Here is a 15290-nt window from a genome sequence, read left to right on the forward strand (position 1 = left end):
CGCCATGCGGCCGTTCGCCCTCCTCCGCCAGACGCCGGCCCCGACACCGCCCACCGTCTCCCCCGCAGTTCCGCGGGCCGTCTTTCTTCCCGGCCCGGCGTCCCTCCGCGACGCACACCGTCGACCCGACCTCCACGGCGACCGCTCCCCGCGGCCGCCGTTTTTTCGTGCCCGCCCCTGAGTCCCGCCCCCGGCGGCGGGGTTGGTCCCCGTCGATCGGTTTCCCCTCCGCCCGTTTGTACGAGGAATAAGCCCGTGTCTGTCGAGACCCTGCGTTCCAGCACCCGCAAAGATCTGGCCGCGATGGCCAAGGAGCACCAAGTCAGCGGCTGGCACGGGATGAGGAAAGAGGAACTGATCGAGGCGCTGATGGACGTATTCCGCACCTCCGCCCGAAATCGTTTGCCGGTCAAGAAATCAGGCTCCGCCGCCTCCGCGGACGTCGCCCGGACCTCGCCCAAGCCGCCCGCCTCCGCGGGTCGCGGTCCCGCCGCCGCTCCGGCGCCGTCCGCGGCGGATTCCTCGAACCCGCGGGGGGCGACCGCCTCCTCCGGGGGCACCTGCGGCTCCCGGATGGCGAAGCCCGCCCCGGCGGCGATGCACGACCCGATCAAGGACCCGCGGAAGGACATCTCCACCGTCGGCAGCGGGACCCCGGCGACGGAGGAACTCGACGCCGTCGCTCACGACCCGCAGTGGATTCACGTCCGCTGGGTGCTGAAGCGCTGCACCGTGCAGCGGGCCGCCGCCGGCCTCGGCAGCGACTGGCACCGGGCCAAGCCGGTGCTCCGCCTGATGAGGGTTCACACCCACGAAACGAAAAGCACCAGTGAAACGGTCCTCGCCGACGTGCCCATCCACGGCGAGACCGATCACTGGTTCCTGCCCGTCGAGGAATCGCCGGCGACCTTCCGCGTACAGATCGGCTTCCTGGCCGAGAGCGGCGCCTTCTTCCCGCTGGCGAAAAGCCGGCGGGTGACGACCCCGCGGCCGGGCTCCAAGGCGGCCGAGCGGGTGCAGTTCGCTCGCACCGGCGGGCTGGGCCCGCAGGTCTCCGCCGCCCCGACGGACCGCGGCCTGGGCGCCCCCAGCCGGCCGGCGTCGGTTGATCCGATGTTCGAGAAGTTCAAGTCGCTGCGGGCCGACTACGCCGGCGCCGCCTACGGCGTGGGCGAGGACGGCTCCGCCCGGCCGTTCACGGTCGAGACCGAGCTGCTGATCCGCGGCACCGCCGATCCGGACGCCCACGTCTCCCTCGGCGGCGACGCCGTGCGGGTCGGCCCGGACGGCCGCTTCGCCGTGAAGATGCGGCTGGGTGACGGCCGGCACGTCATCCCGGCGGTCTGCGTCTCCCCGGACCGCACCACGGAGCAGACGGTCGCCCTCGGCATCGCCCGCCAGAAGAAGGTGATGGAGCCCAAGCCCGCCGCCGTCGGCGTCTGAATGGGCCGGGAAGAACGGATGGGGAATGAGGAGTGACGAAAGTGATCCCCCTGGGATTCTCGTCCTTCGGCATTCCTCATCCGACATTCTCCGGAACTCGCGTTGGGTCCGGCGGCGGTCTGCGGTAAGCTGCGTGTGATCTCCCGCGTGCCAGGTCGGTTCCTTTTGCCGACCCTACAGGTACTGACAGAGGGAGCCTCGAGTCCCCGGCCGCGCGTATAGCCGCCCTTGCTTCCCTAGGAGGCTCGGCAGCGGATCACGCAACCCGGGGCCGCGGCGCCCACGTGGTTTCCACGGGTCAGTGCACTAGGCCCGACCAGCCGCGGGGGGTCTTTTTTTATGCGCCTCACGAAACACGCCGGGGATCGGCCGCTCCCCGGCGTGTTTTTCGTTCGTGAGAGGGAGGCGACCGTCGGGTCGGGGGATTGCGATGCGTCGCCCGTCCCTCTCCCGAGACTCCCGAAGACGCTCCTCCGCGACGACGCCTACGAAGAGATGGTGATGGCGTTTCAGGCCATGCAGGTGGACGCGCCGGACGACGCCCTCCTCGAGCACGGCATCAAGGATGACGCGACGCGAAGCGCCGTCGAATCTGCGGCACGTTCACCCTCGCCCTCGGCAACTTCCTCGATCAGTACTGGCTCAAGGCCGACGGGGAGCGGGTCTATCCGCTGCTCTGCTTTTCCAAGACGTTCTGTGACGTGAACGTGGAACCGGCCGACCTGGGCGAGGTGTACTAACCGTCAAGGAGTTGGGCGTGGCGCGAATACGCCCTCGGCACCGTCGCCAGCCATTTTTGCCGGCGAAGCGGAACCGGTGGTCGTCGGCTGCGTCGGCGACGAGGAAGAGTGAGCCGACGGCAGCGGGGCGTCGTTCGCGACGCCCTCGCTCCACCGGTTCCCGTCACCGGGCCGCGGCAAAGGGCCATCGACGGGACGACGACCGCTAATTCTTCCCCGACGCCTGTTACGCAACGACGGGGGCGGACGTTTCCACGGACACGGGGGGCTGACGCCCCCCGCTCGCCTCTCGCTGGGAGACGCGCCGGCCTCAGGCCGCGGCGGCTTCGCGCTCGCGAAAGGCGAGCAGGTCGCTCAGCGCCTGGGCCGTGCGGCGGTGGGCGCGGGCGCGGTGCTCGAACTGGCGACGCTTCGTGACGCTGCCCGCGGTGCGGGCTTTGCGGACGTACTTCTCGGCCAGTTCCGTTTTGACGGACACGAGGTGGAGGGCTTTGGCGTCGGTCATAACAGAACGGGGGCGGCGCAGAACGGTATCGACGGGAACGCGGGACGATAGCGACCGGACGACCGCCCGGCTAGCTCGCCGGCTCTCGCGAAGACTATTGCTGCACGCCCTTCGTCAGTTCCATGAAGGCGGTTTCGAGGTTCACTTCTTCCTCACGGAACAGCGTGGGGGCGAAACCGGCTTCCAACAGGCTCTGGGGGATGGCGGTGTAGTCCTCCACGCCGGGCTTCAGGGAGACGTTGATCGTCCCTTCGCCGTCGACCGTAACGGACCGCGCCTCGTCGGCCTGCTCCAGCAGTTGGGCGGCGGCTTCGGTGCGGTCCTTCACGCGGATTTGCAGCGTGATGCTCTCGCGGGCCTTGCGCATCACCTCGCGGACGTCGCCGTCCACCAGCAAGTTGCCTTTCTCGATCATCCCCACCCGCGTGCAGACGTCCGCCAGCTCCGGCAGGATGTGCGAAGAGACGATCACCGTCTTCTTCAGCTCGCCCAACCGGCGGAGCAGCCGGCGAATTTCGATCCGGGCCCGCGGGTCCAAGCCGCTCGCCGGTTCGTCCAGCAACAACACCTCCGGCTCGTGGAGCAGGGTGCGGGCCAGGCCGATCCGCTGCGTCTGGCCGCGGGAGAGCTGGTCGACGTAGGCGTCCCGTTTGAAGGTCATGTCGACCAGTTCGAGGCACTCCTCGCAGCGCTTGCGGCGGGCCGGGCCGTCGATGCGGAAGGCGGCGGCGAAGAACTCCAGGTACTCCGTAACGGTCATGTCCTCGTACACGCCGAAGGCGTCCGGCATGTAGCCGATCAGCCGGCGGACCTCCCGGCTGTTCCCGTAGATGCTTTTCCCGCAGACATAGGCCTCGCCGTAGTCCGGGTCCAGCAGGGTGGCGATCATCCGCATCGTCGTGGTCTTGCCGGACCCGTTGGGGCCGATGAACCCGAACACGTCGCCGGCCGCCAGCGACAAGTCGATCTCGTTCACGGCGATCAGGTCGCCGTAACGCTTCGTGAGTTTTTTGGTCTCGATCACCGGGGAACGATCAGCGGGCGGAGTGGAATGCGGGGGGAACGGGCGGACCCGGGATCAATGGACGACGCGGTCAGTCGGCTGCGGGGCCGAGCGGCCGGCGGCGGGGCAGGGCGGGGGCTTCGGCGTCGGAATCGAGCCGCACCGGACCGACGCTCGGCCCGGCGGGGGCGGCATCGGCGCTGCGCTCCGTCACGGGGAGGACTGCCCTGACGTACGTCACCGTCGGCCCATCCGCGGGGAAGGGGTCGCCGAAGGTCACCTCCAGGTCCGTCAGCGGGGCGTCCAGCCGGCCGAACAGCAGCGCCCGCCCGCTGCCGGCGAGGGCGGAGAGGTCCAGCCCCTCCAACTCGGCGTTGGAAAGCCCCGTAAACGCCGCCCCGCCGGACTGGGCGTACAGCGACAGGGCCGGCAGGATCACGCCGAAGTCCCGGCTGCGGGCGGCGTAGCGGGTGTAGACCAGCCGCTGGGTCTCGTCGAATTTCAGCGGGTCGTCGCCCCCGCCGCGCAGCGTCGACGGCCCCTCGCGGACCTCCCGCACCTGCGTGAGGAACCCCCGCAGGTCCCGCCGCAGCACGCCCGGCCCGTCCGGCCGCCACTCTGCCCCCGACGGCATTGACCCGTCCTCCCACAACTCCTCAGCGCCCGAATAGGGGTCGCCGGCCCGCTCCGGGTCCGGGCGATAGACGCGGCCGTTATGGATGAGGAAGAAGTCCGACAGCGCCCCCGGCAGCGTGTGCGAGACCGTGCCGGTGAGGAGCCCGTTCTCGGTGGCCAGTTGCCCCGCGACGGCCCCGTCGCCCGGTCCGGTCCAGTCGAGGCGAAACCGTTTGGCGGAGCGTTCCGGCAGCGGCACGCCGACGGCTTCCGTCCCCGCGACCGCGTATTCGCCCGGCGTCAGCCCCATGCCGCCGCCGCGGTAGAGCCCGCCGAACGTCGCGCCCGGCTCCGCGGCGTAGCCCAAGCGGCTCTCGTCGGGCTCCCCGGAGAACCGCTCCGTCGGCGTGACCCGCACGGTCAGGCGGCCCGCCTCCGGCGCCGGCACGGTCGCCCAGGCGGCGCCGCGGACGCGGTTCGCGGCGACGTCCACGTCCACCAGTTCCAGCCGACGCGGCGTGGCGTCGGCCTCCGCGGTTCCCCACACGGCCAGCGCCGTCGCCCCGCCGAGCCACAGCGGCAGCGTGACCCACGTCAGCGCCGGGCGGTTCAGCAGGCGATGGACGAGCAGATAGTCCAGCGGTCCGACGACGACCAGCAGGACCAGCGCCCAGACGCCCACTGTCCCCGGGGAGGCGCCGGCGGCAACGTCGGCCTCCAGCGCCTCGTACACTTGGTCGGCCATCTCGCCGGTCGGCGCCCGGTCGCCGGGGCCGGCCCCGCCGGGGGCGGAGCGGGTCAATTCCAGCAGGAAGGAGGGCAGCCCGCCCCAGCCGCTCAGCGGGGCCTCGTGCAGCGACGCCGCCACGACCGTTGCCCGGCCGAAGCCGATCGGCAGTTCCGCGACCAAGGCCCCGCCGTCGCCGGTCGCCAGCACGCGGCCGTCCGCGGCCGCGATTTCCGTCGCGTCCAGCGGCCGCACCGCGGCCGGCACCAGTCGGTTGATGACCGCCGCGGTGCCTCGTCCGCTGCCGGCCTTCGCCAGCCGTTCCAGCGCCGGGCGGGCCGTCAGCGCGACCGGGCCGCCGGGCGTGAGCGGAATCCAGTCCGGCAGTTCCCCGGTCGCGGACAGACTGACGATCAGGTGCCCCCCGCCGGCGACGTATTTCTGGAGGAACGCGTCGTCGTCCGGCCAGTCGTCGGCGTCGATCAGCAGCGTCCGCACCGTGCCCAGGGCGCCGGGGACGCTCGGCAGGTCGTTGGCCTGGGGGAACGCCGCGATCCGCACCGGCCGGCCGGGCCGATCCAACGGGCCAGCTGTATCCTCCGGGCTCTGCGACAGCGCCGCCGGCAACCGCACCGCCGCCCACAGCCGCTCGTCCGGGGCGAGCACGGTGAAGTCGTCGCCGGGGCGCAACGTGCCGGTCGTTTCCGGCTCAACCTGCCCTAGGCCGACGTCGCCGGCGGAGAACGTGATCTCGGATTCCGCTCGGCCCGCTTGGATGAGGCACACGCCGTCGACGGCCTCCACCTGACGTTGCAACCGCAGGCCGTCGCCGTCGGTCACCTCGACCGCGACCGGCATGTAGCTCGGTCCGCCCCGAAACTCGGCCAGGTCGAGCGATTCGACCCGCAGCGGAACCCAGGCCCCCGGCCGGACGAAGCCGCCGACGCCGGCGGTGGGCACACGCTGTTCAAAGGGGGCTTGGCCGCGGGCGTCGCTTGGGCCGAGCGTCGCCACACTAGCGACGAGCAGGGCGGCGATCGGCGGGAGCGGCGGGCGACGCAAAGCGGGGCGGTCCGGGGAGGAGCGGGGCGGAAGAATACAGGGACGCTACGCCCGCCGACACCGGCCGCGATGGGCACGATTTCACCGCTCCTTCGCTTCGACGCCCGGTTGAGCGATCTGTCAGGCCTCGCTGGCGGCTTCCAGCAGGTCGGCGAGGCCCTCTAGAGCCACCGGCGGGATCGTGTGCGGGCCGGGGAAGGCTTCGAACCGCACCGTGTGTCCGGCGTCGGTCAGCAGGTCCCGCAACGCCTCGCCGCTCTCGTACGGCAGGATCGGGTCGGCCGTGCCGTGGGACTGGAACACCCGCCGCGACGGACAGGTCGCCGCCCACGCGCTCCACTCGTCCTCCGCCACAAACGCCCCGCTGAGGATCGCCAGTCCGCCGAGTTCCCCTTCGGTCCGCAGGGCGTAGTCGGTCGTCAGCATCGCCCCCTGGGAGAAGCCGCCGACGACCAGACTCTCGCTCGGGAGTCCGTCGAGAGTCAGCAGGGAGTCAATCGCGGAGTCCAACTGAGTCCGCAGGGCGTCGATGCCCTCCGGCCGCTCCCGCCGCAACGCCGCGACCCGCTGTGCCGGCGGTAGGTTCAGGCGGTTCATGTTCAGCATCCACCAGGCCCGGGCGCCGGGCATGCCCATCGCCGCCAGATCGTGCGGGGCCGCGGGGAAGTGCACGCGGGCGCGTCCAACCAGCGCCGGGCGTAGGCGGAACAGTTCGGCCGCCAGGCCGACGAGGTCCGTCCCCGGGGCGCCGAAGCCGTGGCAGAGGAGCAGGGCCGCCTCCACCGGCTCGCCCGCCGGCGGGCCGACGGTGCGGACGGTCAGCCCGGCGTGTTCGGAGGTGGTCTGGGTCAGGAGGACGTTCATGGGGTCGGTTTGACGACGGGAATGGTGTGTCGTCTCTCTGACGACGATGTGGCGGGGCCGCGACAGATCTGCGGCCCCATCTCAGTGGGCGATTCGTCACAACTCATTGCAGCGGAGTTGTTTGTGCCGAAAGCGTATGCGCGGGTACGAGATTGGCGACGAACTTCGGTTGCGAATCGCTCCGCGGGAACACGTTACAGTGTTCGCCTCGGCGCTCCCGCCGCCTTCCCCCTCAATCACCCTCAACGGCCGACGAACGATGCGTCTCCGCTTGTTTTCCCCGCTCGTGGCGCTCGCCGCGGCGGCCTGCGTCGCGCCGCTCCCCTCCGCTGCGGCCGGGGACGGCGACATTGCGAAGGCGACCCGTCTGGCCGCCGCGGTGGAGCAGCACGCGCTGGCTGCCGCCCGGTTCGGCTCCTCGGTCCCGCTGCCGGACTACTTCGCCTTCGCCCACACGGCGAACGCGATCGCCGCCGAAGCCCACGCGGTTGAGGTGAAGCTCGCCGTCGGCGACGTGGCCGGGGCGAAGAACTGCCTGCGTCACATGAAAGGGCTGATTGAATCGCTCGACAAGCAGGAAGACCGGCTGACGCGCCGCGGCCCGGCCCGGAGCGCCCGGAAAGCCGCCGACGACTTCGCCGACGACATCGAAGACTGCTTCGAGGATCTGGAGGACGAGGTCGAAGACCTGCGGGCCGTGCCGATCGTCCTGCATGGCGGCGCCCCGCACCCAGCGCTCATCGGGCGGCCGACGATCGTCCCCGGCCCCGTCCAGGTCGGGCCGCCGGCGTACCTGTCGCCGCGGAGCGACTCCTACCGTCCCGCTCCGTCGGCCCCGGCGTGGGGCGGCGGGCGCACCGCCCCCGGCACTCTGCCGCCGGGGTTCGAGTACCAGGGCGAGGGCGAAAACGGCGGCGTCTACATCGGCCCCAGCCGTGAGTCGTTCGGTCCCGGCGCCGGGCCGATCGCTCCCGCCGGCGGGGCGAACAGCCCCGGCGGGTTGTACGGCGACCAAGTCGCGCCGCGGCCGGTGGACGGCGGCTCGTTCCGCCCCGTGCCCAGCCGCGATTCCTACCGCCCCGTGCCGAACGCGGCCCCGGCCCCGCCGCGGTACGAGGGGACGATGGACGACGGCTTCGACGGCCCCGCGCTGCCCGGGATGCCGCAGGCGGGGTTCGATCGCTCCAGCCGTGCCGCCCGCCTGTTCCCGGTGACGATGCTGCGGTGAGGCCCGAGCGGACCCTCACTTTCCAGCGACCCGGACGCTCCCCGCGTCCGGGTCGCTTTGCGTTCGGACCGTGCCCTCCGCGCGCCGCAATTCGACGAGCCACCGCGGTTCCCGCTGCGGGTCGGCGTGCAGGGCGTCCCACTCCTCGACGGCGTCGGCTTCCGCCGTCTCGTGGAACGCTCGCATCTGTCGGACGTGCGGGCGGAGCAGCGCCCACACGGCGACGCCCCACGGCGCCAGCAGTCCGCAGGCGATCCAGACCGTCGTCCCCTGCGGCCACCCCGCCCACCGGGCGATCTGGGCGGCGGCCGGGAACGCGAGCGGGTGGCCGATTAGCAGCGTGAGGAGGGCGAGCGTCCGGGCGGCCGTCCCCGGCGGGTCGAACAGGATTCGCGGGCGGCCGAACCGCCTCACCGCGCCGCTGACGAGCAGGGCCGCGACCGACAGCGCCGGGCCCAGCAGCAGGTACACAGCGTTCCCGGTGAGGATCTGCAGCGCCAGCCCGAACGCCTCGCCGGCCAGCACCACGGCGAAGATCGCCGTGGGCGAGGGCGCTCCGTCGCTGACCCGCTCCCCCGACCGCAGAGGCCGGTGGGGCGTCTCGCATCGCACCAAGGGCAGGGCGACCCTCCGGCAGAAAGTCGGCCAGCCAGTCTGGCGGTCCGCTGGCACGCGGGCGCGGTGGTGCCGGATCGTCCGCAGCAACTCCGCGTTATCCACCCGCGACGGGACGACGCGGACGGTCTCGCCGGGGTGCGTCCAGCGGATCGCGGCGTCCCGGTGCGTGGGCCAGCGGATCCGCTCGACGACCCGCGGGCCGGGCGGCGGCGGGAGCGGGCGGGCCGGCATGCCATACCGTAACGGAAACGATCCCCGCCCGGTTCACCGTGCGGCCGGGGCGAGTTCGCCTGCCCCGGGGTCGGTCGGGCGACTAGACTGCGACTCCGCGTTCGCCCCCGTTTTCTTTCGTTATGGCTGACGACCCGCTGCTCGCCGATCCGCTGCTCGAGGACCCTTCGCACAGGGAGGGGGCCGACGCCCCCGCGGCGGTCGGCGGAAACGGCCGGGGCGGGGCGAAGCACTACACCGTGCTGGCCCGGCGCTACCGGCCGCAGACCTTCGCCGAGGTCATCGGGCAGGGGCATGTCGCCCGGGCGCTGACGAACGCGATCGCCGCTGGGCGGGTGGCCCACGCCTACCTGTTCACCGGCGCCCGAGGGGTGGGGAAGACGTCGACGGCCCGCATCTTCGCCAAGGCCCTGAACTGCCCGAACGCCCCCAAAGAAGGCCCGAACGCCGGGGTGCCCTGCAATCAGTGCGAGATCTGCGATGCGGTCTCCGAGGGCAACGACGTCGACGTCCTGGAGATCGACGGCGCCAGCAACAACGGCGTGGACCACATCCGCGACCTCCGCGGCAACGTGACCGTCAAGCCGATGCGGGCCCGTTATAAGGTCTACATCATCGACGAGGTGCACATGCTGTCGAAGGCGGCGTTCAACGCGTTGCTGAAGACCCTGGAGGAACCGCCCGCCGGGGTGAAGTTCGTGTTCTGCACCACCGAGCCGAACAAGCTGCCGGACACAATTCTGTCCCGCGTGCAGCGGTTCGACTTCGCCACCGTTCACGTTCAGAACATCATCCAGCGCCTCGCGGCGATTGCTGAGGCGGAAGGGTACGAGGTCGAACAGCCCGCCCTCGAACTGGTCGCCCGCCGGGCCGCGGGGTCAATGCGGGACTCGCAGAGCCTGTTCGACCAGTTGCTGAGTTTCGGCGGGGCGAAGATCACTGCGGAGGAGGTGCACCGGCTGTTCGGGACCGCCTCGGACGATCGGCTGGTGGCGCTGGTCGGCTACTGCGTGAACGGCGACCCGGCCGGGGCGCTGGCGGAACTGGAGGCCGCGATCGGCGACGGGGTGCAGCTCGACGAGCTGATTGATCAACTCGTCGGCTACCTGCGGGATCTGATGATCCTTGCCGCCGGGGCCGACGGCGTGCCGCTGCTGGGGGTGAGCGAGGAGTTCCGCTCCGCGCTGTCGGAGCAGGCGCAGGATTGGGGCGTCCAGACGACGCTTGCGGCGGTGCAGTTGCTGTCCGAGGCGAAGCTCCGCATGCAGCGGGTGACGTTCGGCCGGGCGCTGGCCGAGGCGGCGCTGGTGCGGGCCGCCACGCTGGGTGATCTGGACGACTTGGCGGGCCTCGCCGAGAGCCTCCGCGGCGGCGGCTCTCCGAGCGGCGCGACGGCCCCGGCCCGCAACCGTCCTCCCGCCCGCCCGGCCCCGCGAAACAGCCCATCCCCGTCTCGCCAGGAACCCGTCGCGCCGCGGCCCCCCGGGGCCGCGGCGATACAGGAGGAACGCCCCACGCCGGCGCCCGCCCCGCCGCCGAGGCGGGAAGAACCGCAGGCGGAACGAGCGGAGCCGGACGAACCGGAGGCGCCCGCGGTCCCGTCGGTCCCCCTCAAGGCGGGCAACGAGGGGCTGTTGCTCAGCCGGTTGAAAGAGCTGATCGGCGCCGGGAACGCCCTGACGGGGGTGCGGGAGAGTTCCGCCCTAGCAATTCTCGGGCCGGATCGCGTAGAATTGCGGTTCCCGGCCGCTCTGAAGGTCGCCGCCGAACGGTGCGAAGCGAAACGCCCCGCCGTCGAAGCGGCCCTTCGCACGATCGTCGGGGCTCCCGTCTCCTTCGCTGTCGCCCTCGACGCCGCCCCCGCGAATGGGGCGGCCCGTCAGGAGGCGAAGCCCGAACGCTCCGCCCGGGACGCCTCCCGGCCCGAACCCGTCAATCCGGACGACATCGCCGACCCCTTCGTACGGCGGGCCGTCGACCTGTTCGAGGCTCGGCAGGTGACCTCCCAACCGCTGCCGCCGGCCGCCGCGTCCGTTCCGGACTGACCCGTTCGTCGTCCGCCTTCCCCGTCTCGTTCCCGTCACGTCGCTCGCTATGTTCGGTAAACTCGGCGGTTTGGGCAATATGGCCGCCCTCGCCTCGAACTTCGGGGAGATCCAGAAGCGGATCAAAGAGGTGCACCGCAAAACCGGCGAGATGATCGTCACCGGCAGCGCCGGCGAGGGCGCCGTCGAGGTGGACGTGACCGGCCACGGCGAGATGGTCGCCTGTCGCATCGCCCCGGCGCTGTTGAGCGGCCCGGAGAACGTCGCCCAGTTGCAGTCGCTGGTGATCGAGGCCTCCAACGACGCCGGCAAGAAAGCCAAAGCCGCCGCCAAGGAGATGATCTCCCGGGAGGCCGAGGACCTCAACGTGCCCGGTCTGGGCGACATGCTGGCCAAAGTCGGGATGTAGGACCCGTCCCGCCCGACGCCGCGACGGGTTCGACCCCGCGGTACACTGGACCGTCCGCCGACTCCGGCGGCCGCCGATTCCGGCTCCGCGACGTTCCTTCCCGTCGCCCACCACCTCTCACCGACCCGTCCCCGGGGATCGCCGTGCGCATCAATCTTCAGCAGTCCATGAAGATGAGCCAGCAGATGAAGCTGGCTCCGCGGATGATCCAGTCGATGGAGATCCTGCAATTGCCGGTGATGGCGTTGCAGGAACGCGTCGATCAGGAATTGGCGGAGAACGTCGCCCTGGAGGTGGAGGACCGCGACCGCACCGTCTCGGAGAGCGAGGAAACGGCCGAGCGAGAAAAGGCCCGCGACGAAAACGAGCGGTCCGAAAGCGAAAAGGGGCCGCTGGAGGTCGACAACGACGACGGCAACGCGGACGACTTCGAGCGCCTGGTCGATATGGCCGAGAGTTGGCCGGACGACAATTACACCAGCGGCTCGAAGCCCTCCTCCAATCGCATCTCCGATGCGGGCGACCGGGCCTTCGACGCGATGGCCAACGCCCCGGCCCGCACGCAGAGCCTGCACGACAGCCTGGTGGAGCAGTTCGGCTACTTCGACACCACGCCGGAGGTCCGGGCGTTCGGGGTCTACCTCATTCAGAACCTCGACGAAGACGGCCGGCTGCAAAGCGGCCTGCCGGACCTGATGAGCGCCTACGGCCGGGCGATCACCTACGAGGACGCCGAGCGGGCGCTGACGCTCATTCAAAAACTCGACCCCCCCGGCGTCGGCGCGCGGAACGTGCAGGAGTGCCTGCTGCTCCAACTCAGCGACGAACTGGAGTACCGGGACGAATTAGAGGTGCTCATCTCCCGGCACCTGGAGGACCTCGCCGCCAACCGCCTGCCGGCGATCCAGCGGAAAACCGGCTACGACCTGGAGACGATCACCGCCGCCGCGGAGGAGCTGTCCCACCTCAATCCGCACCCGGGCCGCGAGTTTCGCAGCGTACCGGCCCAGGCCGTCACGCCTGACCTCGCCGTCGACCGCGACGACGACGGAAAATACTCCGTCCGCCTCCTGGACGAATACACGCCGAACCTGCGGATCAGCAAGTATTATATCAAGCAGCTCCGCAACAATCCGGACGCCGCGACGAAGGAATATATCAAGAAGAAGATCGAGGGCGCCCAGTGGCTGATCGAAAGCATCGAGCAGCGCAACCAGACGGTCAAAAAAGTGACCGAGGCGATTGTCGAGCACCAGCGGGACTTCTTGGAAAAAGGCCCGGAGCATATTCACCCGCTTAAAATGGAGGAGATCGCGGAGAAAGTCGGAGTCCACGTCACGACCGTCTCCCGGGCGGTCAGCGATAAATGGGTGCAGACGCCCCGCGGCCTGTTCCCGCTGCGGCAGTTCTTCGGCGGCGGCACCACCACCGAGGACGGCGAGGACGTCTCCTGGAATCAGATCCGTCTCAAATTGAAGACGATCATCGAGGGCGAGGACAAAAAGAAGCCGCTCTCCGACGACGCCCTCGTCGAGGCCCTCAAGGAGGACGGCTACAACCTCGCCCGCCGCACGGTCACCAAGTACCGCAAGAAGATGGGCATCCCCTCGTCCCGCCAGCGGCGGGAATACGTCTGACCGGCGGCTCCGTCCTTCGATCGCGTTGGGCGGTTGGAGGAACCGGCCGTGAGGGTCGGCCCGGTGCCGACCGGCCGCGGGACCGGGTAGGTTCGTCGGCTCATTCCCCCTGAGAGCCGACGCCGTGGTTGATCCGCACCCCCGCGATCCCGCCGCGGATCGCCCCGTCGAGGACAGCCCCGCCGGGGAGCGGTTCCGGCCGCCCGGTCCGCATCACATCGTCGACCCGGCGAAGGTCTCCCAGACACCGGTCCTCTCGCCGAACGCCCAAGAAGTCTCCGACGCGGAGGCGGAGCTTATGGTGACCGACGCCGCCGAGGCCGGCCCGGCCTGGGCCAGTTCGCGGCTGATCGCCGGATCGATCGCGATCGTCCTGATGGTCCTCACGCTGGCCCTCGGCGCCTGGCTGATGGGCTGGCTGACGGAGGAGGGGGACGAGGCGTTGAACCCCACGCTGTTCGTCGCCCCGATCACGGCCCCGACGGACGCCGCGGCACTCCGCGACTGAGAGACCGAACCCCGCGGCGGGGCTCCGTGTCCGTCTCACGAATCGTCTGCGAAGTCGGTTGGCCGATCGCCCGGGAGAAACTATCCTATGCGACCGGCCCCCCCAGTCGGCGCTCCCCGGGGCGCCGCGGCGGCCGTCGTTCCCCGATAGTGTAACGGTAGCACCACAGATTCTGGTTCTGTTAGTCTAGGTTCGAATCCTAGTCGGGGATTTGTCGTTGATGGCGAGGGCCGGCATGTCGCGGCGGGGAATGGCGTAAGCCGTTGGGGCTGAGGAGGTTGTTTTCGTCCGTGCCGGACGACGCTGTCGCCCGCCGCTGCCTGCGGCGTCGGAAAATGCGTCGTCTGTGCGTCGGATTCTGCGTCGCCTTCCGCTCCGCAGGCATTTTCTAAGATCGCTTCATTCGGTTGGTCCCTGGGGGGATCCTCGTCGCGGTCTTCCGGGGCTTCTTCGCCTTTGGGTGCGTTCAAGTCCGCCCCGCCGGCGGCCTGCTTGAAGTGGTCGTCGGTCACCCGCAGGTAGTGCTCCCGTGCCACTGCGGCGGAGTTGCCGATCCAGCTGCACACCACGTGCTCGGGGAACTCGTTGGCCAGTTCCGTTTGCCGGGTCGCCCGCAGGTTGTGGAACGGCTTGGGCCACGGCTCCAGGCCTGCAGCTTTGATGATCCGTTTGAACTGGGTGCCGAGATTCGTTCCCCCGTCGGCGGCCCGCGGGACCACTTGGTCGGCAGGGCTTCTCCCGGTCGGGTCGAGGTGCTCCCGCAGTTCCGGGAACAGCGGAACGTCCCGCGATCCGCCGCCCTCATGGTGGGCGGTTTTGGGGCTGGTGACGTGCAGTTTGCCGGCGGCGACGTCCACGTCGCCCCACCTCAGGGGGACGAGTTCGCTGACGACCCGTAGACCTCCGAACCGGGCGAGCGCCACGATCCGGCGCCATTCGTCGTCCGGGCAGGTGGCGAGCACGCGGTCGATTTCGTCGCGGGTGACGAACCGGAACTTGTCCGGGTTCCCCCGCACCTGCACCTTCTGATCGGCGAACGGGTTGCGGTCGATCAGTTCGGCCCGCACCGCGGCGGTGAAGATCTGCTTGGCCCGCCCGACCTCCCGGCGAACTGTGTTCTGCTCCTTGCCTGTGGCGAGCAGAGAGCGGCGGTAGCGGTCGGCGTCCGCGGCGGTGACATCACGCAGCGGGATCGCGGGGCCGAAGAAGCCCGCGAGGCTGTCGGCGGAGCGGGCGAGGTGCGTACGGGTGGCATCCTTCAGGTCGGTGCGGCCGGCGGCGTAGTCAGCGGCAAAGTCCGCCACCGTCGCGGACGTCCGCTGGGCGACCAGCCCCACGGCGGCGAGTTTGTCGTGCATTGCCCGGTCCAGACCGGCGATCCAGCGGGCGGTGTGGTCGTCCGGAGCGTGCCCGGCGAGCTTGGCGGCGTTGAGCCGCTCAACCATCCCCTTGACCTGCTCGGCCGACTTCTTCGGCACCTTTCCGAGTCGGAGGGTGCGGCGTTTGCGGTCGGGGCCGGTGAACTGGATCCGGCGTCCGCCGCTCGGATCGGTGGAAAGGGAGGCCATGGTCGATACCGACGCCGGTGAAGTGCGGGGTGGTGAGGTCGGCTCCGGGGGCTATTGCGGCCCAAGTGCCCGCAATCCCGACATGGT

At 70.5% G+C, this 15290-nt stretch carries 11 protein-coding genes, 1 tRNA gene and 1 pseudogene; 7 read left to right on the forward strand and 6 right to left on the reverse strand.

Going from position 1 to position 15290, the window contains the following annotated elements; genetic code table 11:
• Positions 1-255 precede the first annotated feature (255 nt).
• Entirely contained in the window at positions 256-1443 is a 1188-nt protein-coding gene (locus CA12_RS13960; RefSeq protein WP_145359663.1) for a DUF4912 domain-containing protein, read from the forward strand.
• Between the two features lie 1050 nt (positions 1444-2493).
• Here the strand turns inward: CA12_RS13960 and CA12_RS13965 are convergent.
• The 4 genes from CA12_RS13965 to CA12_RS13980 form a co-directional block, all read right to left on the reverse strand.
• Positions 2494-2688 carry a hypothetical protein gene (locus tag CA12_RS13965; protein WP_145359664.1) on the reverse strand — a complete coding sequence of 65 codons (195 nt, stop codon included), beginning with the start codon at positions 2686-2688 and terminating at the stop codon, positions 2494-2496.
• Between the two features lie 94 nt (positions 2689-2782).
• Positions 2783-3712, reverse strand: coding sequence for an ABC transporter ATP-binding protein (locus CA12_RS13970; RefSeq protein ID WP_145359665.1), 930 nt, complete (start codon positions 3710-3712; stop codon positions 2783-2785).
• Between the two features lie 70 nt (positions 3713-3782).
• Positions 3783-6095, reverse strand: coding sequence for a hypothetical protein (locus tag CA12_RS13975; protein WP_145359666.1), 2313 nt, complete (start codon positions 6093-6095; stop codon positions 3783-3785).
• Between the two features lie 120 nt (positions 6096-6215).
• Positions 6216-6959 carry an alpha/beta hydrolase gene (locus CA12_RS13980; protein WP_145359667.1) on the reverse strand — a complete coding sequence of 248 codons (744 nt, stop codon included), beginning with the start codon at positions 6957-6959 and terminating at the stop codon, positions 6216-6218.
• A 271-nt stretch (positions 6960-7230) separates the two neighbouring features.
• Between CA12_RS13980 and CA12_RS13985 the strand changes: the two genes are divergently transcribed.
• The gene (locus CA12_RS13985) at positions 7231-8187 is read left to right on the forward strand and encodes a hypothetical protein (RefSeq protein WP_145359668.1); all 957 of its coding nucleotides are present in this window, start codon (positions 7231-7233) and stop codon (positions 8185-8187) included.
• Between the two features lie 15 nt (positions 8188-8202).
• On the opposite strand, the gene CA12_RS13990 is transcribed toward CA12_RS13985, so the two are convergent.
• Positions 8203-9036: a hypothetical protein gene (locus CA12_RS13990; RefSeq protein WP_145359669.1), complete on the reverse strand. Its 834-nt coding sequence runs from the start codon at positions 9034-9036 to the stop codon at positions 8203-8205.
• Between the two features lie 122 nt (positions 9037-9158).
• Between CA12_RS13990 and dnaX the strand changes: the two genes are divergently transcribed.
• The 5 genes from dnaX to CA12_RS14015 all read left to right on the forward strand — a co-directional run bounded on the left by dnaX (position 9159) and on the right by CA12_RS14015 (position 13846).
• Entirely contained in the window at positions 9159-11081 is a 1923-nt protein-coding gene (gene dnaX / locus CA12_RS13995) for a DNA polymerase III subunit gamma/tau (protein ID WP_145359670.1), read from the forward strand.
• Between the two features lie 49 nt (positions 11082-11130).
• On the forward strand, positions 11131-11490 hold the full coding sequence (locus CA12_RS14000; protein WP_145359671.1) for a YbaB/EbfC family nucleoid-associated protein: 360 nt from the start codon (positions 11131-11133) through the stop codon (positions 11488-11490).
• A gap of 143 nt (positions 11491-11633) precedes the next feature.
• Positions 11634-13127: an RNA polymerase factor sigma-54 gene (rpoN, locus tag CA12_RS14005; protein WP_145359672.1), complete on the forward strand. Its 1494-nt coding sequence runs from the start codon at positions 11634-11636 to the stop codon at positions 13125-13127.
• A 124-nt stretch (positions 13128-13251) separates the two neighbouring features.
• Positions 13252-13635 (forward strand): hypothetical protein, encoded by a 384-nt coding sequence (locus CA12_RS14010; protein WP_145359673.1) that lies wholly within the window; start codon positions 13252-13254, stop codon positions 13633-13635.
• 140 nt (positions 13636-13775) lie between these two features.
• Positions 13776-13846: transfer RNA gene (locus tag CA12_RS14015), tRNA-Gln, on the forward strand.
• A 394-nt stretch (positions 13847-14240) separates the two neighbouring features.
• On the opposite strand, the pseudogene CA12_RS23270 reads toward CA12_RS14015, so the two are convergent.
• Positions 14241-15203: pseudogene (locus tag CA12_RS23270) on the reverse strand (tyrosine-type recombinase/integrase); the annotation flags it as partial.
• Positions 15204-15290: the final 87 nt, after the last annotated feature.

The organism is Alienimonas californiensis, assembly GCF_007743815.1.
Classification (GTDB): Bacteria; Planctomycetota; Planctomycetia; order Planctomycetales; family Planctomycetaceae; genus Alienimonas; species Alienimonas californiensis.

Bases quoted from the DNA above. Each gene is read 5' to 3' on its own strand.
- CA12_RS13965 (WP_145359664.1), bottom strand. From the start codon at position 2,688: ATGACCGACGCCAAAGCCCTCCACCTCGTGTCCGTCAAAACGGAACTG.
- CA12_RS13980 (WP_145359667.1), bottom strand. From the start codon at position 6,959: ATGAACGTCCTCCTGACCCAGACCACCTCCGAACACGCCGGGCTGACC.
- CA12_RS13990 (WP_145359669.1), bottom strand. From the start codon at position 9,036: ATGCCGGCCCGCCCGCTCCCGCCGCCGCCCGGCCCGCGGGTCGTCGAG.
- dnaX (WP_145359670.1), top strand. From the start codon at position 9,159: ATGGCTGACGACCCGCTGCTCGCCGATCCGCTGCTCGAGGACCCTTCG.
- CA12_RS14000 (WP_145359671.1), top strand. From the start codon at position 11,131: ATGTTCGGTAAACTCGGCGGTTTGGGCAATATGGCCGCCCTCGCCTCG.